Source organism: Peptoniphilus lacydonensis, from assembly GCF_900106515.1.
In the GTDB taxonomy this organism is placed as follows: Bacteria; Bacillota; Clostridia; order Tissierellales; family Peptoniphilaceae; genus Peptoniphilus_A; species Peptoniphilus_A lacydonensis.
Map to the genome: position 1 here is coordinate 515042 of NZ_FNWF01000003.1, position 23431 is coordinate 538472.

General features: G+C 29.5%; 18 protein-coding genes. 6 read left to right on the forward strand and 12 right to left on the reverse strand.

Translation table 11 applies throughout. From position 1 onward, the window contains the following. Window positions 1-20 precede the first annotated feature (20 nt). The 12 genes from BQ5450_RS04205 to glmU form a co-directional block, all read right to left on the reverse strand. On the reverse strand, window positions 21-1733 hold the full coding sequence (locus BQ5450_RS04205; RefSeq protein ID WP_071126075.1) for an ABC transporter ATP-binding protein: 1713 nt from the start codon (window positions 1731-1733) through the stop codon (window positions 21-23). Window positions 1734-1755: 22 nt separating this feature from the next. Continuing rightward, window positions 1756-3540, reverse strand: a complete 1785-nt coding sequence (locus tag BQ5450_RS04210) for an ATP-binding cassette domain-containing protein (protein ID WP_071126076.1) — start codon at window positions 3538-3540, stop codon at window positions 1756-1758. 110 nt (window positions 3541-3650) lie between these two features. Beyond that, a complete protein-coding gene (pyk, locus tag BQ5450_RS04215; protein ID WP_071126077.1) occupies window positions 3651-5384 on the reverse strand; it encodes a pyruvate kinase in 1734 nt (577 codons plus the stop codon). 8 nt (window positions 5385-5392) lie between these two features. Then, window positions 5393-6346, reverse strand: coding sequence for an ATP-dependent 6-phosphofructokinase (locus BQ5450_RS04220; protein ID WP_071126078.1), 954 nt, complete (start codon window positions 6344-6346; stop codon window positions 5393-5395). Between the two features lie 15 nt (window positions 6347-6361). After that, entirely contained in the window at window positions 6362-9790 is a 3429-nt protein-coding gene (locus BQ5450_RS04225; RefSeq protein ID WP_071126079.1) for a DNA polymerase III subunit alpha, read from the reverse strand. Between the two features lie 172 nt (window positions 9791-9962). Next, window positions 9963-10229, reverse strand: a complete 267-nt coding sequence (locus tag BQ5450_RS04230; RefSeq protein ID WP_010242578.1) for an HPr family phosphocarrier protein — start codon at window positions 10227-10229, stop codon at window positions 9963-9965. Window position 10230: 1 nt separating this feature from the next. Beyond that, the gene (gene whiA / locus BQ5450_RS04235) at window positions 10231-11166 is read right to left on the reverse strand and encodes a DNA-binding protein WhiA (protein WP_071126080.1); all 936 of its coding nucleotides are present in this window, start codon (window positions 11164-11166) and stop codon (window positions 10231-10233) included. A gap of 208 nt (window positions 11167-11374) precedes the next feature. Further along, window positions 11375-12457 (reverse strand): peptidylprolyl isomerase, encoded by a 1083-nt coding sequence (locus tag BQ5450_RS04240; RefSeq protein ID WP_071126081.1) that lies wholly within the window; start codon window positions 12455-12457, stop codon window positions 11375-11377. A gap of 49 nt (window positions 12458-12506) precedes the next feature. Next, window positions 12507-15986 carry a transcription-repair coupling factor gene (gene mfd, locus BQ5450_RS04245; protein ID WP_071126082.1) on the reverse strand — a complete coding sequence of 1160 codons (3480 nt, stop codon included), beginning with the start codon at window positions 15984-15986 and terminating at the stop codon, window positions 12507-12509. A gap of 8 nt (window positions 15987-15994) precedes the next feature. Then, window positions 15995-16564 carry an aminoacyl-tRNA hydrolase gene (pth, locus tag BQ5450_RS04250; protein WP_071126083.1) on the reverse strand — a complete coding sequence of 190 codons (570 nt, stop codon included), beginning with the start codon at window positions 16562-16564 and terminating at the stop codon, window positions 15995-15997. A 9-nt stretch (window positions 16565-16573) separates the two neighbouring features. After that, window positions 16574-17524: a ribose-phosphate diphosphokinase gene (locus BQ5450_RS04255; protein WP_010242585.1), complete on the reverse strand. Its 951-nt coding sequence runs from the start codon at window positions 17522-17524 to the stop codon at window positions 16574-16576. Window positions 17525-17533: 9 nt separating this feature from the next. Beyond that, the gene (glmU, locus tag BQ5450_RS04260; RefSeq protein ID WP_010242586.1) at window positions 17534-18913 is read right to left on the reverse strand and encodes a bifunctional UDP-N-acetylglucosamine diphosphorylase/glucosamine-1-phosphate N-acetyltransferase GlmU; all 1380 of its coding nucleotides are present in this window, start codon (window positions 18911-18913) and stop codon (window positions 17534-17536) included. Window positions 18914-19395: 482 nt separating this feature from the next. Between glmU and cysK the strand changes: the two genes are divergently transcribed. The 6 genes from cysK to BQ5450_RS04290 all read left to right on the forward strand — a co-directional run bounded on the left by cysK (window position 19396) and on the right by BQ5450_RS04290 (window position 23405). Then, window positions 19396-20286, forward strand: coding sequence for a cysteine synthase A (gene cysK, locus BQ5450_RS04265; protein ID WP_071126084.1), 891 nt, complete (start codon window positions 19396-19398; stop codon window positions 20284-20286). Next, entirely contained in the window at window positions 20279-20830 is a 552-nt protein-coding gene (gene epsC, locus BQ5450_RS04270) for a serine O-acetyltransferase EpsC (protein ID WP_010242588.1), read from the forward strand. The genes cysK and epsC overlap by 8 nt, the downstream gene beginning before the upstream one ends. A 19-nt stretch (window positions 20831-20849) precedes the next feature. Next, window positions 20850-21680 carry a deoxyribonuclease IV gene (locus tag BQ5450_RS04275; RefSeq protein WP_010242590.1) on the forward strand — a complete coding sequence of 277 codons (831 nt, stop codon included), beginning with the start codon at window positions 20850-20852 and terminating at the stop codon, window positions 21678-21680. A 94-nt stretch (window positions 21681-21774) separates the two neighbouring features. Next, entirely contained in the window at window positions 21775-22179 is a 405-nt protein-coding gene (locus tag BQ5450_RS04280; RefSeq protein WP_071126085.1) for a hypothetical protein, read from the forward strand. Window positions 22180-22420: 241 nt separating this feature from the next. Next, on the forward strand, window positions 22421-23002 hold the full coding sequence (locus BQ5450_RS04285; RefSeq protein WP_071126086.1) for a hypothetical protein: 582 nt from the start codon (window positions 22421-22423) through the stop codon (window positions 23000-23002). Between the two features lie 28 nt (window positions 23003-23030). Beyond that, window positions 23031-23405, forward strand: a complete 375-nt coding sequence (locus BQ5450_RS04290) for a hypothetical protein (RefSeq protein WP_071126087.1) — start codon at window positions 23031-23033, stop codon at window positions 23403-23405. Window positions 23406-23431: the final 26 nt, after the last annotated feature.

Genomic DNA, 23431 nt, shown 5'->3' on the forward strand with positions numbered 1-23431 from the left:
ATTTCCTTAAATCTACTATTTTATCTCATAAGATCTTCAAAACTTCCACTTTCTATTATCTCGCCATTTTCTAAAACAAAAATTTTGTCAGAAAATTTTGAACTTATAAGCCTGTGTGAAATAAAAATCGAAGTTTTATTGCGAGTGAACTCTTCTAAACTTTTATAGAAATCCACCTCTGTATATACATCAACAGAAGCAGTTGGCTCATCTAATATTAAAAACTCTCTATCACTGTATAAGGCTCTTATTAAAGTAATTTTTTGTTTTTGCCCCAAAGATAAATCCGTAGATGAAGAATCATAAGCCTTGTACAAATTTTCTTCTAATCCATGTTCCAAACTCTCTATTTTTTCATAAAGGCCAAACTCAGATAATAATTCATTTATCTTTTCCTCATCACATTTATAATTCGTATCTATATTTTCTGATACTGAAAGAGGAAAAATATTAAAGTCTTGGAAAGCTACTCCAAATTTTTTAAATAAATCTTCTTTTTTATAGCTCTCTAAGTCACAACCGTCTATTAATATTCTTCCCTCAGTTGGCTTATAAAGACCTATTAGTAATTTAATAATTGTAGATTTGCCTGCACCATTTGAACCTACCAAGCTAACTCTCTCGTTTTTTCCTATTTTAAAGCTCAAATTCTTTAATGTATATTTATCCTGAGATGGATATTTAAAATATACATTTTCAAATACAATCTTAGAACCTTTTTTATCTAAATTTAAAATATTTTTATTTTTAATTATAATTTCTTTTTCTGAAATATCTAAGTCTAAAAATACAAAATAACTTTCTACATAGCAATTAATTTTACTAATATCTACAATAGCATGACTAATAGTCTTAACTGAATTCAAAAACACGTTCACTGAAACTAAATATGAACTAAAATCTGCTATTGAAAGGCTCTTTTTTGTAAGACCCTCTAATCCCAAATAAAAAACCAAAAAAATTTTAAGTGATTCTAACAAATTATTAAGTATATTATATTTAGAAACAGTTTTTGCCTCATCGCTCATAACTTGATACATATCTTTATTGGTATCTTTTGCAGTATTTCCAAAAAAATCAGATGTATTAAAGATTCTAATATCAGATCCGTTATTAAAATTATACATCAAATCATATACCATTCGAAATTTTCTATTAATTGGAATCCATTTATTCCAATTTTTTATTTCAAAATTCGCTATCAGTTTTTCAATTACAAAATCTAAAATTAAAATCAAAACAAGTGCCAATAAATACCTTATATTAATTCTTGTTATTATATATGTGACACCAAAAATAGAAATAATAGAAGATATAATTTCTATAATTTTTTCATTGTAAATAGATATACTTCCATTATTTACAGAAATTCCTTCAAGTGCCTTATCTTTCATATCAAGTATCTTTGGACTTTCTAAAATTTCATAATCTACTCGCATTATTTTCTTTAGTATATTTAATTCAAACTTTTGATTTAATTCTGTCCCAATATATTCTAATTTATTGTCAAAAATATTTACTAATATTTCTAATAAATACTTTATAAAGATTATAAAAATAATTGTACTTACAACTACTTTAAACCCCTTTCCAGAAGTTATGTTGTCTATAACAATTTTGGGAAATATAACTGTAATTATTGGCAATATACTCTTTATAATTATTAAAATAAGAGAAAAATATAAATATTTTTTAGACATTTCCCATATAGTTTTGTAAATCCTTCTAAACAATTCTTTTCTCCTAATTGTAATCTTAATCTTTTAAATATAGCATCTTCTGGCTCATATACATATTATAAAACTCGCCTTGTTTTTCCATTATTTCGTCAAAATTCCCTTGCTCTTTTATTTTTCCATTTTCAAGTAATATTATTTTGTCACAAAATTTTACTGTTGTGAGTCTGTGCGAAATGTAAATCGTAATTTTATCTATTGAATTTTCGACTATTGTTCTTAACATTCTCTCTTCTGAAAAAGGGTCTAAAAAAGCTGATGGCTCATCTAAAATAAATAAGGGACTTCCTCTATAAAGCGTTCTTGCAAAATTAATTTTTTGACTTTGTCCACCTGAAGGAACATAACCATTGTCATCTATTAATTTTAACATCATCTTACCTACATTTTCATCAAAACCACTAATCACATCATAAATATCTGCTCTCTTTAAAGAAAGAATTACTCGTTCTCTATTAAATTCAGATGCCATAGCTACATTTTGAGCCACAGTAAAAGAATATATAATAGTTTTTTGAAACATTGCAGAAAGTGCAGAATATAAACTCTTTTTCTCAATATTATTTATATCAAACCCATTTATTAAAATTTGACCCTTGCTCGTTTTATATAATCCAAGTAAAAGTTTTATAATTGTACTTTTTCCACTTCCATTTACACCGACAATTGCAAACTTTTCTTTATTAGATAATTTGAAATTAATTCCTTGAAGTACAAAAGGACTTCTATCAGAATATCTAAACCAAACATCTTTAAATTCTATTTCATATATATCTTTAATTTTTATATTACTAATATTACAACCCTTACCTTCTTTTTCAGAATATTTATTAAAAAAAGATAAATAATCTGAAACTTCAATACTATTTTTATAAAGATTGCTAAAATCGTGAATCATCTGGCTCATAGCTTGTCTAAATAAAGAGATTAACATTATTAACATTACAATCGAATTAATGCTTAATTTTCCATTTATATGCAAAATAAAAATATATAAATACGTAGCTATTTCAAATATAAACCAAATTAACCCATTTGAGAAAAATAGTTTATTTTCCTTCGTTAGAATATCTTTCACATTTAAATTAATTTCTTTAAAGATACAATTAAGCTTTCTGACTAATATAGACTCCATTGAAAAAATTCTTATTTCTTTTCCTGTGCTAAAGTCCCATATTGCATCATTAAAATAATTTTCTTTTCTATCGCATTCTTTAATTATATAATTTTCTTTCTCATGAATAAAAAGGCTATTCTTAACACTTTTTTTAAGACTAAATACAAATACAAAAATTGCAGGTGCAATTAAAAATGGCAAATAATATAGCAAGACTGCACCATTTAAAAAAAATCCAACTATTCCCTTTAATATCTTATTTGAATTTAAAACATACCCTGCAAATCCTTTTTGATTGTCAGATGAAGATGACTTTGCAATTTCAAACTCTTCCATCACACTATAATTTTCTAACAGTGAATAATCCATCTTCATCGCAAGTTCTCCCAAATGAGTAAGTTTGCTAAATCGGAATTTTACAACAATTGGCCAAAAAATATTGTAAGAAAAATTCACAACTAAATTTATTGCAAATAATAAAATTGTAAAATACAACAAATATCTAGTTATAAATCTTAAACCTGCACCTCTTTTAAATAAGTCCAATATATTCTTACTTAAAAGTGCTATTAAAAAAGTGGGAAAAGGCTCAAATATAGCATTAACTAAAAGTGCTATATTTCCCTTTTTTGAAAATTTTAAAAATTCCCCAAAAATATAATCAAAATTTTTCTTTATTTCTTTCATAATAACAAGTCCAAATCCTATAAATTCTACCTTACCACTAATTAATTATCTAAAAGGCTTAAAATAAATTTATTATAAACTAAGCAAAAAACAATACTTCTTATAAAAATTTATCTTCTAACAGTTCCATCTATTCCATCAATTGTTATGATATCCCCTGTTTTTATTTTCGCAGTTATATATTTCACTCCAACTATTGCCATTTTATCAAGAGATATTGCAGAAACTGCTCCATTTGATGTGAATCCTGCCTCTTCTGTTACAAATCCTGAAGATCTCTCCATGAAAGGAATCATTTTTTCATTTGTACTCTTGCACACAATAATATCCTTTGTTTCGAAATTTCCTTCCAAATCCTTTATAGAATTTACAACTATGGCTCTAGCCTTCTTTTTCTTTTTTCCAATTGAAGTACCACGTCCCAAGATTTCCGAAACATTTTCTATTTTTAGAAGATTAGTAGATCCAGCAATTCCTGTTGGCACTCCTGCTGTAAGTACAACTAAATCTCCAGATTTTAAATATCTTTTTTTTACAGAAGCTTCCATTGATGCATCGATTAAATTATCTGTATCTTTAAAATTTAAAACTTTTATTGGATTTATGCCCCAAACGATACTAAGTTGATTTTTTATTTTTTCAAAAGGTGTAGATGCAATAATAGGCGTAACTGGTCTAAACTTTGCAATTGCCCTTGATGTATTTCCTGAAGTTGTTGCTGTTATAATTGCCTTAGCATCTAAATCTCTCGCTATTACGCAGGCGCTTCTCCCAATGGAATTAGTCATGGAATTTTCCACAACTTTAATTATATTTTCTAAAATTTCATCGTGATCAATAGTATTTTCTGTGTACTCCAAAATTTTTCGCATAGTTATAACAGATTCTAAGGGATACTTTCCACTTGCAGTTTCACCTGAGAGCATCACTGCACTTGTTCCATCTAAGACAGCATTGGCAACATCATTTGTTTCTGCCCTAGTTGGTCTTGGGTTTCTAATCATTGAATCAAGCATTTGCGTTGCAGTAATTACAGTTTTGCCAGATATATTGCACTTTTTTATAATCTCTTTTTGTACAATTGGAACTTTCTCTGTTTCTATTTCAACGCCAAGATCTCCTCTAGCAACCATTATGCCATCAGATACTTCAATTATTTCGTCAATTAAATCCACTGCACCTTGAGATTCTATTTTTGAAATAATTTTTGTTGTGTAGTCCCTTTCTTCTTCTAAAACTTTTCTTATTTTAAGAACATCTTCTTTACTTCTAACAAAGGATGCGGCAATAAAATCAACATCTTCTTTCACGCCAAATTTTATATCTTCTACATCTCTCTTAGTAAGAGCAGGCAAATTTAAATTTGCTCCCGGCACATTTACTCCTTTGTGGGAAGAAATATATCCAGAATTTAAAACTTCAGTCACTATGTCTTCATCTACAATGGAAACTACTTTTAGTTCCACAAGACCATCATCGATTAAAATTTTACCGCCAACTTCTACATCATTATAAAGTTCTTTATAGGATATTGTAGCAATATTTTTATCGCCCACAATTTCTCTACTTGTAAGGGTAAAGTTTTCTCCAACTTCTAAAAAAATTTCTCCCTCCACATCTCCAAGTCTAATTTCTGGTCCTTTTGTATCAAGCATTATACCAATGGGAAGGTCAAGTTCTTTTCTAATCTTTTTTATTCTATCAATCTTTATTTTATGCTCCTCATGGCTTCCATGAGAAAAATTTAGCCTTGCAACGTTTACTCCTTCTAAAAACAAACTTCTTAAAACTTCTTCACTTTCACTTGAAGGGCCAATTGTTGCTACAATTTTTGTTTTTTTCATTTCACACCTCATATAGAAACTGTCTTTAGTATATCTAATAGATCGTGTCTAAAAACTTTCTTACATTTAAAAATTTCATCATACTCCATTTTTATTACAGATCCATTTTTTACACCAAGGGCAACAGAATTTTCTTTTTTTGCTTCCTTAACTGCAAAATAGCCAAGTTCTGACGATAAAATTCTATCAAAAACACTTGGTGCTCCACCTCTTTGAATATAACCCAAAACAGTTACTTTTGTGTCAATATCTGTCAACTTTTCAAACTTTTCTGCAAAATCAAAGGCATTACCACATCCCTCTGTCATAATTATTATGTGATGTCTTTTACCTCTGTTTTTGCACATAATTGCCTTTTCTGCAATTTCATTTATATTTGTTTCTATTTCTGGTATAAGGATTGACTCTGCACCCGACGAAACACCAGAATAAAGTGCAATATCTCCACACTCACGGCCCATAACTTCAACTACATTTGCACGACCATGAGCTTCAGTGGTATCTCTAATATGACTTACTGCCTCTGTAACAGTTTCAACAGCAGTCATAAATCCAATAGTAAAATCTGTATATGCAAGGTCATTATCTATGGAGCATGGAATTCCAATTACATTAATACCATGATCACAAAGTTTTTTTGCACCTCTAAGAGTTCCATCACCACCTAAAACAATTAAGACATCAATTTCAAAAACTTCAAGCGAAATTAATGCCTTCTTAAATCCTTCTTCTGTCATAAATCTTTCTGACCTAGAAGTTGACAGAATTGTTCCCCCTCTTTGAATTATATCTGCAACAGAAGAAAGATTTAATTTTTCAAATTTTCCATCAATTAGCCCTTCGTAGCCACCATTTATTCCAAAAATTTCTATTCCTTCATATATACAAGTCCTAACTACTGCACGTATTGCGCCGTTCATCCCTGGAGCATCTCCACCACTTGTTAAAATTGCAATTCTCATAGACACCTACTTCTTTTACTTTAATATTATTTTCTCTTTATCATTTTCTGTAAATAATATTAATTTATCCCTAAGTTCTTCAAATAAATTTTCATCTATCCACAAATTATTCTCCGTTCCAAAAGCTTTTTTACTTTCTTCTTCATAAAATATTACTGGAGTATTTCCACTATAATCTTTTAAAATATTTCTTATTTCTCTCAAATTTTTATCTCTCATCGAATTTACTGAAATATATAATTTTTTATTTGTTGGCATTTTAATCTTAGAAACTTTATCTACCAAAATTTTTGGCTCCTCAATTTCTGATTCCTGAAAATGTCCCTCAACAAAAACTACATTTTCATCTTCAATTAGTTCTCTATACTTTGAAAATACATTTGGAAAAATTACAAGTTCAATTGTCCCAAAAAGATCTTCTAATTGTGCAAAGGCCATCATTTTATTTGTCTTTGTAATCATGGTCTTTTTTGCTTTTAAAATTCCGCCAACTTTTACCTTGCTATTATTCAACATATTTTCTCTATACTTTTCAAAAATTTCATTTGTATCTGTATCTGCACTTTTTTCAATTAATTCTCTATATGGATCAAGTGGATGCCCTGAAATATATATTCCTACAACTTCTTTTTCCATATCAAGCTTGTCTTTTTGTGAAAAGTCCTTTAAACTTGGCAAATCTTCTTGAACATCTGAGCTTTCAAAAAGAGAAAATTGTCCAGCAACATTATTTTTTGCAGTATTTGATGAAGATGAAATTACTTTTTCATAAATTGCAAGATACTGTGCTCTATTTCCACTAAAATCATCCATTGCTCCACATCTTATAAGAGATTCAACTGCTCTTTTATTTAAGGCAGACTTATCTATCGCATTAATTCTATCCACAAAATCTTTTAAAGATTTAAACTTTCCATTATCTCTAGCTTTTACAATTACGTCTATTAAATTATTTCCAACATTTTTAACTGCTTTTAACCCAAATCTAATTTTGCCATCTTCAACAGTAAAATTTTTAAAAGAATAATTTATATTTGGCGGAAGAATTTCTATACCAAGTCTTTTTATCTCCTCAATATAAAGACTTACTTGTTTTATATCATTTGTATAGGTAGAAGTTTGTGCAGCCATGAATTCTCTAGGATAATAATATTTTAACCAAGCTGTCCTATAAGCTACAACAGAATAAGCAACAGAGTGAGATTTATTAAATGCATAATCTGCAAAATCTATAATCAAATCATAGATTTCATTAGCAGTTTTTTCATCTACTCCATTTGCAATAGCTCCAGAAACTTCTTCTTCTACATTTCCATAAATAAAATTTTTTCTCTCCTCTTCCATTACCTTCATTTTTTTCTTGGAAATGGCACGTCTAACAATATCTGCCCTACCAAGTGAGTAACCACCAATTTGTTGCACAATTTGCATTACCTGCTCTTGATAAACTATACAACCATAAGTGGATTTGAGTATAGGTTCAAGCTTTGGATGGAGATAAGAAATTTTACTTTTGTCGTGCTTCGACCCAACAAATTTTGGAATTTGCTTCATTGGTCCTGGTCTAAAAAGTGCATTGGCAGCTACAAGATCAGAAAATTCATCAGGCTTTAATTCTTTTAAAAAGGCTCTCATGCCACTTGATTCAAATTGAAAAACCCCAAGAGTATCTGCTCTTGCAAACATCTTTAAAACATCAGGATCATTATAGTCAAATTTCTCAAAAGAAATCTTCTTACCATAATTTTCTTCTATTAAATTTATGGCATCTCTTATAACCGTTAATGTCCTAAGACCCAAAAAATCCATTTTTAGAAGTCCCAACTCTTCCAGTTCAATCATATTAAACTGCGTTGCAATTATTTTATCATTTCTGGTTAATGGAACATATTCTGTCAGCTCATCTTTAGAAATAACAACGCCAGCTGCGTGAGTTGAGGTATGCCTTGGAAGGCCCTCGAGTTTTATAGCCATATCAATTAATTCTTTTGAATCATCCTCCTTTTCGTAAATGCTTTTAAAACTTTCAGATATTTCAAGAGCCTTTTCTATTGTCATATTAAGTGCCTGAGGAATTTGTTTTGCAATATAATCAACTTTTGCATAACTCATGTCGAGAGCTCTGCCAACATCTCTTATGGCATTTCTTGCTGCCATAGTTCCAAAAGTAGCAATTTGTGCAACATGAGAATCTCCATATTTTCTGTTTACATACTCAATTACTTCTTCTCGTCTTTCGTAACAAAAATCTATATCAATATCTGGCATTGAAACTCTCTCTGGATTTAAAAATCTTTCGAAAAGTAAATCAAATTTTAAAGGATCAACATCAGTTATCCCAAGGCAAAAAGAAATCACACTCCCAGCAGCTGATCCTCTTCCCGGTCCAACTTGAATTTCATGTTTTCTAGCGTATCTTATAAAATCCCATACAATTAAAAAATAATCTACGTAACCCATATCTCTAATTGTATTAAATTCAAATTCAAATCTATTTTTTATTTCATCTGTAACATTTTCATAGCGATTATACATCCCTTCAACAGCAAGTTTTTTTAAATACTCTTCGTGGGTGTACTCACTTGGAACAGAAAAATCTGGCAAGTGAAGATCATGAAATTTTATATCCACATTACATCTATTTGCAATTTCAACTGTATTTTCAAGTGCATCTTTATTTTCTGGAAAAAGTGCAGCCATTTCATCGGGAGATTTTAAATAAAACTCATCTGAAGGAAATTTCATTCTATTTTCATCATTTACAGTTTTCCCCGTTTGAATACAAAGTAGCACATCGTGACTTTTCGCATCATCCTTATTTAAATAGTGAACATCATTTGATACAGTAAGAGGTATTTCTAGTTCTTTTGACAAATTTATAAGTTCTCTATTTACCCTAGCTTGCTCTGGCATCCCATGATCTTGAAGTTCTAAGAAAAAATTATTTTCCCCAAAAATTCCTCTATATTCTAAGGCCGATTTTTTTGCAGCCTCAATATCTCTATTTAAAATTAATTTTTGCACTTCGCCACCTAAACAAGCAGAAGTTGCAATTATCCCCTTAGAATATTTTTTTAACACTTCCTTATCTATGCGAGGCTTGTAATAATATCCATCCACAAATCCAATGGATACAATTTTCATAATATTTTTAAAACCCTCATTATTTTCTGCAAGAAGAATTAAATGATATCTTTCGTTTGACTTATCTTTTATTGAAAGATCCTTTTTTGAAATATAAACTTCGCAGCCCAAAATTGGTTTTATTCCCTCATCTTTGCAAGCTTTATAAAAAGCAATAGCACCATACATATTCCCATGATCAGTTAACGCTACTGCATCCATATTAAGTTCCTTAACTTTTTTTGGAAGAAGAGATATTCTCGTAGAACCATCCAAAAGAGAATATTCACTGTGCAAATGTAGATGCACAAAATTATTCATAAAATCATCCTTTAATTTATAACTTTAATTAAAACTTTTTAAATAAAAATTATTTACTTATAACTTATATAGTACATTTTATCAAAGCTATCAAACAAATAAAAGAACATGAAAAAAGAGTTCTGGATAAAACCCAAAACTCTTTAAAAACTATTTATTAAATAAAAAATCATTAAATATTTACAAAATCTTTTTCTACTAAATTAGCAAGTTTATCAACTGCTTCTTCTTCATCTGCACCATCAGCTTCAATTATTATCTTTTCACCGTTAAATGCACCTAGTGACATTATGCCTATAATACTTTTTCCATTTACTTTTTCCCCATGAGCTTCTAAATTTACATCACTTGCAAATTTATTTGCCTCCCTCACAAAAAGAGCCGCTGCCCTCGCATGGAGTCCATCGTTATTGTTAAGTACAACTTCTTTATTTGTCATTTTATACACCCCTCAACTCATTTGCTATCTTTCTAAGTTTTTTAAATCTATAATTAACAGTGGATTTTGATATCTTGGGCTCAAGTGAATTTGCAATATCATTTAAACTCATGGACCTGTTGTGAAGTCTTAAAGTTGCAATATCTCTTAAATCTTCATCTAAACTTTCTATCCCGATCTCTCTATCTATTAATTTAATGTCCTCAACTTGATTGTAACTTGATTTAACTATCTTATTTAAATTTGCAGTTTCACAATTTACAATTCTATTTACATTATTTCTCATTTCTTTTATAACTCTAATATTTTCATATTTTAAAACAGAGTTATAAGCACCTATCAGAGATAAAAAATCAGAAATTTGTTCCGAGTCCTTGATATAAATTATGTGTTTTTCTTTTCTCCTAATAATCTTTGAGGAGAATCCAAATTCATTAATTGTATCTCTTAAAAAATATGCGTTGGATTCGTTTTCAGAAACAAATTCTAAGTGATAAGACTTTTCTGGATTTGTAACAGAGCCTGAACCTAAAAAGGCACCACGTATATAAGCCTTCTTCTGTCTATTATTTTTTATGAGATCAACAGGCGAATAATTTATCATAAATACGCTTGCACCCTTCATATATTTTAACTCATCTAGTAGCAACCTGCAAGACTCATCTTGTGATATATATATAATAAATAAATTCTTTTTAAGTTGAGCAGACTTTGCATTTTTTACTTCAACATCAAAACCAAAGGATCTTCTCAAGAATGTAAAAATTCTCCTAGCAACTGGAGCATTTTCAGTTATATATTCCATAGAAATCTTTTTATTTTTAAAATTCAAAACTGCACACATAGGCGTGATTCCTGCAAGTTCTGAGAGAATAATTTCGTAATCATCTACTTTTATCTTTGCAACCTCATCTTTAACTTGAGAAGAAAAGCTCATAATATCACCTCTACTGCAAAACCATTTTATTTTATTATATCAGATTTATTGATAAATACTTTAATTTTATAATTATTTTAAAAATAATATTTTATGTACACTAAAAATAAAAAGACCTAAGAGATGGCTTACTAAAATTTTAGTTCCCAAGGGTTTTATCATCTCTCAAGTCTTCTTAATTATAAGATAAACAATTTAAATATTCAAATTATTTTGTTTTTTTATTATCTTTTGTATTTTCTTTTGTTGAATTTTTATTTGCATCTTTGTTTGTATTTTCTTTAGCTTCAGATGTTTGTTCTTGTCCTTCTTTTTCAATCCTTCCAAAGTTCTTATATTCTTCAGGAATTTCTACATCTTTTTTAGTATCTACATATTTTTTAATCTTTGCATCTTTTTTTACTTTATCAATATAATCTTTGAATTTTTCTTGTTGAAGATTGGCTTTTACTTCATCTTTAACTTCATCAAACTCACGAGTTTTCTTTTCATCAAGTTTTATAATGTGATATCCAAATTGAGTGTTAATCGGTTCAGAAATCTCTCCTTCTTTCATCTTTGCAATTTGTTCATCAAAAGCTTCCACCATTTGACCATTTGTAAATTCGCCAAGTGATCCACCATTTTTTGCGCTACTTGTGTCCTTTGAATTTTCTTTAGCTACTTTTGCAAAATCTTCACCCTTTAAAATTTTTTTTCTAAGGACATTTGCTTCTTTTAAATCATTAACCAAAATATGAGAAGCTTTTGCTTTAAAGAAAGAATCTTTGTTGTCTTCATAATATTTTTTTACTTCTTCATCAGTCGGTTCTAATTCTTTTAGTTTTGCGTCAGTATATTTCCCAACTAACATCTGATTTTTCATATTTTCTGTTACATAGTCCCTTGGAAGACCATTTTGTTTTAAGAAACTATCAAATTGTTCTTTGCCTCCAAGTTGTTTTTCTATATCAGATATTTTTTTATTTACTTCATCATCTGTAACTGTAATATTTGACTTTTCCGCATCTTGTTTTATAGCTTCAGTTGTTGTCAAATCTTCAAGTGCTTGTTCTCTCAAAAGCTCATCAGTAGATTTCTTTTGCTTGTCATTTTCATTTTTAAGAATATCTTCACCATACATTGAAGTAAGTTGATTTACTCTTGCTGCATAAGATTTATAAAAATCTTCCATTGGAATATCTGTCCCATTAACTTCTGCAGCTACTCCTTCTTTTTTACCACTACAAGCAATAAGTGACCCAGCTAGAGCAACAGCCACTACTACTTTTCCAAATTTTTTAAAACCCATTTTTCTCTCCTTTATTATATTTATTTTTCGTCAATATTTTTATTATACACTAATTTCTAGATGTTTTTGTGTCTTTTTTGTGTAAATACAAAATACTTACAAGTTTTTTAAGTTCATCTAAAGGATATTTTAATTCTGAAATTACAATTTCATTTTCATCACTCATAGAATAAGAAATATTTTCAAATTCATTATTTAACTCCATAATTGTTTCAATTGCAACTTCACCTTCAACTTTTATTCTATACTCGCTATCTTTTTGAGAAATTGAACTTACCCTTGCTATCTGTGCTTTATTTTTTAGAAGTGCAATATCCATCAAATTAGAAACTTCTTCAGGAAAATCAGAAAATCTATCAATTAATTCATCAACTAAATCTGAATAATCTTCTTCAGAATCAATTACAGAAATCTTTTTATAAATTTCAAGCCTAGTTTTGTCATCTTCAATATATTCTTTTGGAATAAAAGAGTCAAGTTTCAAATCAATTGTAGTTTCAATTTTATCTTCAACTTCAATTCCCTTCAATTTCATGATAGCGTCTTTTAAATATTTCATATAAAGATCATAACCAATCTTTTCTATATGCCCTGATTGTCTTGATCCCAAAATTGACCCAGATCCTCTTATCTCCAAATCTCTTTCTGCAATTTTGTGACCAGATCCAAACTCGGTAAATTCTTTTATTGCTTCAAGTCTTTTTTGTGCAACTTCAGAAATAGAAGTAGATCTGTCGTAGGTAAAATAAGCGTAAGCAATCCTTGACGATCTTCCTATTCTTCCACGAAGCTGATAAAGTTGTGAAAGTCCAAGTCTATTTGAATCAGTTATAATCATTGTATTTGCATTGGGAACATCCATACCAGTTTCAATAATTGTAGAACAAACTAATACATCAATATTTCCTTCTATAAAATCAATCATAGTATCTTCCAAAACTTTTTCACTCATTTGACCATTTGCCATAGAAAAGGTTGCTTCAGGCACTAACTTTTTTAACTCTGCTAATTTATTTTCCATATTTGAAACTTTATTATATAGAAAATATACTTGACCATCTCTTTCAATTTCTTTTAAAATTGCCTCACGAACCATTAAATTATTATATTCCAACACATAAGTTTCAACTGGAAATCTCTCTTCTGGTGGCTCATCAATCACAGACATATCTCTTATTCCAATCATAGACATTTGCAAAGTTCTAGGAATTGGTGTCGCCGTCAAAGTCAAAGTGTCTACATTTTCTTTTAACATCCTAAGTTTTTCCTTGTGACGAACACCAAACCTTTGCTCTTCATCTATTATAAGTAAACCTAAATCTTTAAAGTGAACATCCTTTGATAGAAGCCTATGAGTTCCAACAATCATATCTATATTTCCATCTTTAAGTCCTTCAAGATCATTTTTTTGATCTTTTTTACTTCTGAACCTCGATAGAAGACCTATGCCTACTGGAAAATTTTTAAATCTCTCTTTCATGGTATTATAATGTTGTTGTGCCAAAATTGTTGTTGGAACTAAAAAAGCAACTTGCTTTCCATCAAGAATTGCCTTAAAAGCTGCACGAAGGGCAACTTCTGTTTTTCCATATCCAACATCGGCACATAAAAGTCTATCCATAGGCACATTTTTTTCCATATCTTCTTTTATTTCTTCCGATGAAACTAACTGCCCATTTGTTTCCTCATAGATAAAGGCATCTTCAAATTCTCTTTGATACTGATTATCTTCGCTAAAAGCATATCCCTTGGTGTTTTCTCTTGTAGCATAAAGTTTTATAAGTTCTTCTGCCATATCGTCAATAGATTTTTTGGCACGAGCTTTTTTCTTTTTCCAATCCAAAGAATTTAATTTATTTACCTTTGGCTCACTTTTTCCCTCTTGTAAATATTTATAAATTGAGTCCAATGATTCAATTGGAAGAAATAGCTTGTCCTCTCCGCCATATTCTATTACTATATAGTCCTTTTGTATTCCCGAAACAGAAAGTCTAGTTGTGCCCACATATTTCCCAACACCATGTGCTTCATGCACAACATAATCTCCAATTTTTAAATCTTCAAAATTAAGTTCTTTTTTCTTTGGTTTTTTCTTTTTCTTTCTATTTGAAAAAGAACCGTAAATTTCTGAATAATTTATAAATACAACTTTTGAATCAGAAAATTCAATTCCATTATTTAGGGATCCTGTGGTTACAATTAAATTTGAAAACTTTTTTAAATCATCTTTTTCCCTTGCATATTCTGGAGAATATCCCAGCTCCACTAAGTGTTCAAAAAGCCTTTTTGCTCTTTTTTCTGTTGCACCAAGTAAAATCACCTTAAAATTATTATTGCCATAATAATTTAAATCTTCTTTAAATAATTTTATCTTGGACATATAATTTGTGACACTTTTTATTTTCATATTCACTATGTCCTGAGGGCTGAACATCTTCGGTGGCTTTAAAAGAGAATTAAAGGTTACAATTTTATTTTCATTTAATCTTTCTACAATGTATTTATAATCATAAAAAGTTTTTTCATGAGATTTTGTAACTTCTCCCTTTTCTATTAACATAGAAATTTTTTCTCCATTTTGGACAAAAAGTTCATCTTCTCTTTCAATTATTCTACTTGGCTCATCAATTAAAAAAATAAAATTATCAAGATAATCTAAAAAAGATGACAAATCACTTTCTTCAACATAGGGAATAATCAAATCTTTATTTAAAATACTTTCATCATTTTCAAGCCTATCTACATATTTTAAAAACTTTTCTGTCAGTCTATCCTTTTCCTTACCAGTTAATCTTGTCTTTGAAATATCCTTTTTTACTTTTTTTGGAATTTTGTTTTTGTCATCACTTTTTAAGATCAAATCTTCTATCGGAAAAATATTTATCTCATCATACTTTTCAATTGATCTTTGTGTTTCAATATCAAAACTTCTTATTGAATCCACCTCATCGTCAAAGAGTTCAATTCTATAATTTTCATCATAAGTTGCAATATCAATAATTGACCCTCTAATAGAAAATTGTCCCACGCCTTCAACACCTGGAAACCTCTCGTACCCCATCTCCATCAATTTTAATTTTAAATCCTCTATTGAAATTACAGACCCTAATTTAATATTTATTTTGTGACTTGCAAAAACTTCTGGATTTGATACTTTCGCAGTAAGAGCATTTAGAGTTGTCACAACAATTTTGGCATTTCCAGTGGAAACTTCTGCCATTGCTTCAAGCCTTTTTTTAGTATTTTCCTTTGATTTTGAATCTCTGTCATAAAGGAAGACGTCTTTCTCTGGATATATTACACATTCTTCATTGAAAATACTTAGTATATCTTCATAAGTTTTTCTTGCAGTGACCCTATTTTGTGAAATCACACAAACTTTTTTCCCCTGAGATAAAAAAGCTGGTGCAAAAAGAGAAATCACTGCCTCATCAGATCCAAATACAGCAGTGTTTTTAAAATTTTCTATTGAATTTTCAAGTTCTTTAAAAGATTTCAAGTTCTTTACGCTATTTATTAAAAAACTCAATTTGCACCTCAATAAATATTATTATTATAAGAATTCATCGCAACATCAATTCCATCTGTAACAGTTTTTATTATTGATTCAGAACAAGCATCTACTGCATCTTCAATATGTTTTTTATCCCTAGATGGAAAATTAGACAACACAAAACTTGCCAAATCTTCATTTGGATGTTTTTTACCAACACCAATTTTAAATCTGGCAAAATCTTTACTTCCTATTAAATTTACAATTGATTTTAGACCATTGTGTGTTCCAGCAGAACCATTCTTTTTTATTTTAAGCTGTGCAAATTCAATGTCTATATCGTCAACTACTACTAATAAATTTTCTGGTTTTAATTTATAAAAATTTAAAATTTCAACTACGGACTCACCTGAATTATTCATAAAAGTGTGAGGCTTTAAGAGAATAACTTTTTCTCCAGCTATTCTCCCTTCTCCTACAAGCCCCTTAAATTTCATCTTATTAACTTTTATATTTAATTTATCGGCAAGTGCATCAATAGTTTTAAAACCAATATTGTGTCTTGTATCCTCATATTTCTTACCAGGATTTCCTAGACCTACTATTATATACACTCTCTCACCTTATTCAAACATTTCGCTAACTGATGTTGATGTGTTGATTCTTCTAATTGCTGATGCAAAAATTGGTGCAACAGATACAACATCTATTTTATCTATATTTTTTTCTTCTGGAAGTTCTATTGTATCAGTTATTACAAACTTTTCTAGAGATGAATTTTTAATTCTTTCTATGGCAGGGCCAGACAACACTCCATGAGTTGCTGCACCATAAACATATTTTGCACCCTTAGCCTTTAGTGCATCAGCTGCCTGAGTAATAGTACCTGCTGTGTCTGCAATATCATCTACTAAAATTACAGATTTTCCATCAACATCACCAATAATATTCATAACTTCAGATACATTTGCCTTCGGTCTTCTCTTTTCAATAATCGCAATTGGAAGATTTAATTCATTTGCAAACTTCCTTGTTCTTGTAACTCCGCCAAGATCAGGTGAAACTACTACAAAATCATCTTCTTTTACAATATCTTTAAAATATCTTGCAAGATAAGGAACTGCAGTCAAGTGGTCCACAGGAATATCAAAATATCCTTGAATTTGACCTGCGTGAAGATCCATTGCAACAACTCTATCTGCTCCAGCCTTGGTCAAAAGATCTGCAACAAGTTTTGAAGTAATAGGTTCTCTCGCCTTAGTTTTTCTATCTTGTCTTGCATAACCATAATAAGGAATCACTGCATTAATTCTGCCAGCAGATGCTCTTTTAAGTGCATCAATTAAAATTAAAAGTTCCATTAAATTATCATTTACTGGTGAAGAAGTTGATTGAATTATAAAAGCATCCTTACCTCTTACAGAAATTCCTATATCAATAGAAATTTCTCCATCTGAAAATGTAGAAACAGTACACTTTCCCTTGTCAATCCCCAAGTTCTCACATATCTTATCTACAAGACTAGTATTAGAATTTCCTGTAAATACTACAATATCTCCATTAACTGTACTCATTATGTCCTCCTATTTTAAAAATCCTTTACGTTTTACCCAACCATCTATATTTTTTTGAGGTGCCCTCTCAAGAGAAAGCTGTCCCTTTAAAACATCTTTAGTAATTGTAGAGCCTGCTGCAACATAACCATTGTCTTGTACTTCTACTGGGGCAACTAAATTTGCATTTGAACCAATAAATGCATTGTCGCCAACTTTTGATCTAAATTTTTCTTTGCCATTATAATTTACAAAAACAACACCGCATCCGATATTAACGCCACTTCCCACATCAGCATCACCAACATAAGCAAGATGACTCATTTTAGATTTATCTCCAATATTAGAATTTTTAATCTCTACAAAATTTCCAACTTTACAATTTTTGCCCACATTAGAATTTGGTCTAAGATGTGCATAAGGTCCAACTGTTGTACCAGAACCTACCTTTGAATCTTCAATTTCAGAAGATTTTATAGTTACATCTTCTTCTATTGTCGAATTAATTATAGTTGAAGAATAAATACTTGTACCTTCTTTAATTACAGAATTTTTGTCAATGCAAGTGCCAGGATAAATCATAACATCTTTTTCAATCTCTGCGCCCAATTCAATATATGTGGATTTTGGATCTACAATACCAACTCCCTTTAACATATATTCTTTATTTATTTTTTCTTGTAGAATTTCTGCTGCAATGGAAAGCTCATATCTGGAGTTTACACCTAGTATTTCCCTTGTATCTCTAAGCTTAAAAGAATCAACTTTTTCTCCATTTTCTACTAAAATACCAAGAGCATCAGTAATATACATTTCATTTGCAGCATTGTCTGTTTTAATTTGTGAAAGTGCGTACTTAAGAGATTTTCCCTTAAAAGCAAAAATTCCAGAATTAATTTCTCTTATTAATTTCTGTTTTTCACTTGCATCTTTCTCTTCTACAATTGCAACTACCTTTGCATTTCCATCTCTTACAATTCTTCCATAATTTGTTGGATCTTTTAAATCAGCCGAAAGAACTGTTACATCATTATTTCTCTCTTCGTGAAATTTCAAAAAACAAGAAATAGTTGAGTCCGAGATAATAGGAGTATCTCCATTTAAAATTATAACCGTATCTTCATCATTTATTTTATTAATAGCATTCAGTACAGCAAATCCAGTTCCATAAGGCACATCCTTACCAATTGGTTGCTCAATAAATTCTACATTTTCTTCCTCTTCAAAGGCCCCCAGCACTTTTTCTTTATTGTGTCCCACTACTACAATATTTTTTTCTATCTGCGAATGTTTGCAAGAATTCAGGACATAAAAAAGCATAGGTCTTCCAAGAATTTCATGAAGTACCTTAGGTTTTTTGGACTTCATTCTCGTTCCTTCTCCTGCTGCCAGGATAACTGAAACTTTCATAAAACACCTCTTTTTATTTACTTATTACATTATAACTAACAAAGCACTTTATATTCAAGAAAATTTCACAAATTAATTTATTTTTAAACCCTTTGTAAAATTCCATTGTTTCCTTTGAAAATTTTGATTTGTAAAGAAACTTTAAAATTAATTTTTTATTTATTTTTAGTTAATATAATGTTTTTCATCTTCATTAACTAAAATTATCTTTAAATAAAATATAATTTCAAATACTATCTATGAAAAATTTTTCATATGACTTGACAAAACAAAAATTTAATAGTATAGTCGAGTCATATTGAATGAGGTGTATTGAAATGAAAATCTTTAAAAATTTCACAACTCAAGCATTCTGTTGTTGTTCTATAAAAAATTTTATAGAACTTATTTGAATGCGAATCAATATTTAGAATTTTTTAAGGCAAAAGAATTTAGAGAGTATATGATTGCATATACTCTCTTTTTTATTTAGGAGGAAAAAAATGACAAAATTATTAGAAACAATTGGAAAATCAAAACTTGTACAACTTAAAAATATTGGAAATGGAAAAGTTTTTGTAAAGGTTGAAAAATCAAATCCAGCAGGTTCAGTTAAAGATAGAGCCGCACTTTATATGATTAAAGGTGCAATTGAAGATGGCTCTCTTAAAGAAGGAATGGAAATTGTGGAACCTACAAGTGGAAACACTGGTATTGCAATAGCCATGATTGGTAGTGCTTTTGGATACAAAGTAAATATTATAATGCCTTCTTCAATGTCTGTTGAAAGAAGAAATTTAATTGAATCCTTTGGTGCAAATTTAATTTTGACAGGAGAAGGTGGAATGCAAACTGCAGTCGATAAAGCAAAAGAACTTGTAGCAACAGGCAATTATTTTATGCCAAATCAGTTTGAAAATAAGTATAACGCAGTAGCTCACGAAGAAACTACTGGTCCAGAAATTTATAAAGAGTTAAAAGATATCTCTGGATTCATTGCTGGAATTGGAACTGGAGGAACTGTAACCGGTGTTGGAAGATATTTGAAGTCACAAAATAAAGATATAAAAATTTGGGGTCTTGAACCAGAAGAATCTCCACTTCTTACAAAGGGAGAAGCTGGTCCTCACAAAATCCAAGGACTCGGTGCAAACTTTATTCCAAAAGTTTTAGACAAAAAAATTCTTGATAAAACTATTACAGTTCCATCAGAAGAAGCTATAAAAATGGCAAAAAGACTTTCAAGAGAAGAAGGACTTTCAGTGGGAATTTCTAGTGGTGCAAATGTTTTGGGTGCGTTAAAAATGCAAAAAGAAATTGGTGGAAATATAGTAACAGTCGCACCTGATACTGCAGAAAGGTATATGTCAACAGACTTATTTAAGAATGAATAATCTTTTTAAAGAATTACATTCCTATGGAAAATTTATTTTAAAAAAAGATCCTGCCTGTAAAAGTTTATTTGAAGCAATCTTTATGTACCCTATTGTTTCTTGCATGATAAGTCATAGAATTGCACATCACTTTTATAAAAAAGGCCACACAACTTTTGCCAGATGGATTTCGCAAAGGGCTAGAAAAAAAACTGGAATAGAATTACACCCTGGTGCAAAAATTGGAAAAAATCTTTTTATAGATCATGGAATGTCTGTGGTAATTGGAGAAACGGCAGAAATTGGAAATAATTGCCATATGTATCACAACATAACTCTAGGAGGGACTGGCAACGAAAAAGAAATGAAAAGACATCCAACAGTTGGAGATAATGTTATAATTGGTACAGGAGCAACTATACTTGGACCAGTTGTGATTGGCGATGGTGCAAAGATAGGAGCAGGTGCTCTCGTTTTGGAAAATATTCCACCAAATTCAACTGCTGTTGGAGTTCCTGCAAAAGTCGTGAAGTTTCACGATCCAAAAGAAAACAAATTTCACTAAATTTTATTCAGGAGGTAATATGTTTATAATTGGTTCACATCTTTCCACATCAAAGGGCTATGCCAATATGGGCAAAACTGCACTTTCAATTTCTGCCAACACATTTCAATTTTTTACTCGAAATCCACGAGGATCAAAAATGAAAAAATTAGACGAAAGTGATATAAATAAATTAATGGAAATAGCAGAGAAAAATAATTTTGGTCCACTTCTTGCCCATGCACCCTACACGCTAAATCCTTGTTCAAAAACAGAAAGTGTAAGAGAATTTGCAAATATTGTTTTGGCAGAAGATTTAGAAAGGCTAAAATATTTTAAAAACACTTACTACAATCTTCATCCAGGTTCACATACAGGGCTTGGAATAGAAAAGGCAATTGAAATAATTTCTGCACAACTTAACTTTGTCCTTCACGAAGATCAAAATACCATAGTTTTACTCGAAACCATGTCAGGCAAAGGCACAGAAGTTGGCTCCACCTTTGAAGAAATTTCAAAAATAATAGAAGGTGTAAACTTAAAAGAAAAAGTTGGCGTATGCATGGACACTTGCCATATTCACGAAGCAGGCTATGATATAGTAAATGACTTGGATGGAGTTTTAAAAGAATTTGATGAGGTTATAGGACTAGATAAACTCTACGCAATTCATTTAAATGACAGCAAAAATAAAATTGGTGCAAAAAAAGATCGCCACGAAAAAATTGGCGAAGGTAAAATTGGTCTTGACACAATAGAAAAAATTATAAATCACGAAAAATTAAGAAATCTTCCCTTTTATTTAGAAACACCAAATGAACTTGAAGGGCACAAAAGGGAAATAGAACTTTTAAAAAATCTTAGGAAATAAATTTTTGATTATTAGGGGTTGTTGCAAAAGTCCCCTATATAGAAAAAAGACGAGGAAACATAAAAATTCTCGTCTTTTTTGATACAATGTATTTATGAAAACAACTACAAATACATTATCATTAACTAACTATACACTAGTTAATGATACAATTCAACTAAGATTAAACTTTAATACAGAAATATATATCCAAGATGATGTTAAACTAAGGCTTGTAAAAAATATAATAGAGAGGATGAAAGAAGAACTAGGATTAAGTAAAAGTCTAATTCCAGACCAAGTACTTCAAGCAGTAACAACAATCTTTAATCAATTGAGAAAATATTGCAAACAGAAAAAAATAAAATTTGTTTACGGAAAAGGAAAAAGAAAAACAAAAGAACAAAGGGACTATGAACTTTTAAAAGACTGGAAAGAAAAACTAGAAAGCTACAGGAAACATCTAGAAATAATGGGAGACTATAGAAATTTCTATTCAAAAACAGACAAAGATTCTTAACTTCGCTAAAAGACATATAATCACCTTTCTTTATTATACCAAAAATATGGTATACCACATATCTTAATATATTTTTATTCTTACTATAAATTATTAATATAATTTAATTTTCTTATGTACTTTTAAATAACGTTACTATGTGATAGTATATATTTATAATTTATATTTGAGGAGGGTGATTTTATTATTTTTTAACTGTGAAAGCAAATTTTTTTTAGAATTACATAGAAGGTAATATTTTATGAAAAGAAATTTTTTAAAGATTTTATTAACATTTCTAATTTTATTTAGTATTTCAAATGTTTATGCCAATAGTCCAACCGATTTAAATGAAAAAGGAACTTTACCAGAAGAATTACTAAATGATTTAAATTTAGTAAAACTTCAATTATTAGAACAAGATGCTTTAGAACAATATCAAATGTATGAAGATGTCATTATAAACAACTATTTTGATTCTTCTGATAATCAGAAGTCTATTGAAACATTTCAATTAAGAGCTAGTTCTAATAATAAGGTAAGACAATATAGAAAAGACTCTGTAGATATGAGAGAAACTTATTTAACTCCATCAGAAGTAGCACAACTTTATGATGCTTTAAGTGCACCCGACATAAAGAAATCTATTGTTAGTTCACTCATGGGTTCATTCTCATCACCTTTTGGATTAACTGGGATTCTTCAAGATTACACTGTTAGAAAACCTTTATATGACTTAAAAGAAAAAAACTTACCAGGTCTTATAATTGAATCAATTGATAGAAATGATCTTAATAGATATACTATAGTTGTCAGCAGATGGTATGGCTATCCTAAATGGTAACTATCTAAAAGTAGAGAGGTGATTTAGAATGAATTTCAAAACAAAAAATGTCTTAAAATATCTAGCTATTTTTGTAATACTTTATCTACTTTTTAAAGTATCTTATGCAAGCAGAAGTCACATAGTTTTTAATGAATTTGAGGGAAAAAATCATACTCTTAATTATTTCATAAGCTTACTTACATTTAACATAGTGGGAATGTTTTTAATAAAAAAATCAATAATAGGTCATGATTTCTATCTCATCTTAATTTCATTTAATGTCATAGATGCAATAGCTACTGCAGGGGATATTGCTTATTCTCAAAATGACAATTATTTATTTTTTATAATTCCATGTATATTTATCATCTTTGAATGTTTTCAATATTATAAAGAAAACAAAAAATTAAAATCAAAATAAAGTTTTATAAAAAACAAGAGGTTGTT

Coding starts and splice junctions, on each gene's coding strand:
- BQ5450_RS04210 (WP_071126076.1), bottom strand. CDS start 3,540: ATGAAAGAAATAAAGAAAAATTTTGATTATATTTTTGGGGAATTTTTA.
- pyk (WP_071126077.1), bottom strand. CDS start 5,384: ATGAAAAAAACAAAAATTGTAGCAACAATTGGCCCTTCAAGTGAAAGT.
- BQ5450_RS04220 (WP_071126078.1), bottom strand. CDS start 6,346: ATGAGAATTGCAATTTTAACAAGTGGTGGAGATGCTCCAGGGATGAAC.
- BQ5450_RS04225 (WP_071126079.1), bottom strand. CDS start 9,790: ATGAATAATTTTGTGCATCTACATTTGCACAGTGAATATTCTCTTTTG.
- BQ5450_RS04230 (WP_010242578.1), bottom strand. CDS start 10,229: ATGACAAATAAAGAAGTTGTACTTAACAATAACGATGGACTCCATGCG.
- whiA (WP_071126080.1), bottom strand. CDS start 11,166: ATGAGCTTTTCTTCTCAAGTTAAAGATGAGGTTGCAAAGATAAAAGTA.
- BQ5450_RS04240 (WP_071126081.1), bottom strand. CDS start 12,457: ATGGGTTTTAAAAAATTTGGAAAAGTAGTAGTGGCTGTTGCTCTAGCT.
- BQ5450_RS04255 (WP_010242585.1), bottom strand. CDS start 17,524: ATGAGTACAGTTAATGGAGATATTGTAGTATTTACAGGAAATTCTAAT.
- glmU (WP_010242586.1), bottom strand. CDS start 18,913: ATGAAAGTTTCAGTTATCCTGGCAGCAGGAGAAGGAACGAGAATGAAG.
- cysK (WP_071126084.1), top strand. CDS start 19,396: ATGACAAAATTATTAGAAACAATTGGAAAATCAAAACTTGTACAACTT.
- epsC (WP_010242588.1), top strand. CDS start 20,279: ATGAATAATCTTTTTAAAGAATTACATTCCTATGGAAAATTTATTTTA.
- BQ5450_RS04275 (WP_010242590.1), top strand. CDS start 20,850: ATGTTTATAATTGGTTCACATCTTTCCACATCAAAGGGCTATGCCAAT.
- BQ5450_RS04280 (WP_071126085.1), top strand. CDS start 21,775: ATGAAAACAACTACAAATACATTATCATTAACTAACTATACACTAGTT.
- BQ5450_RS04285 (WP_071126086.1), top strand. CDS start 22,421: ATGAAAAGAAATTTTTTAAAGATTTTATTAACATTTCTAATTTTATTT.
- BQ5450_RS04290 (WP_071126087.1), top strand. CDS start 23,031: ATGAATTTCAAAACAAAAAATGTCTTAAAATATCTAGCTATTTTTGTA.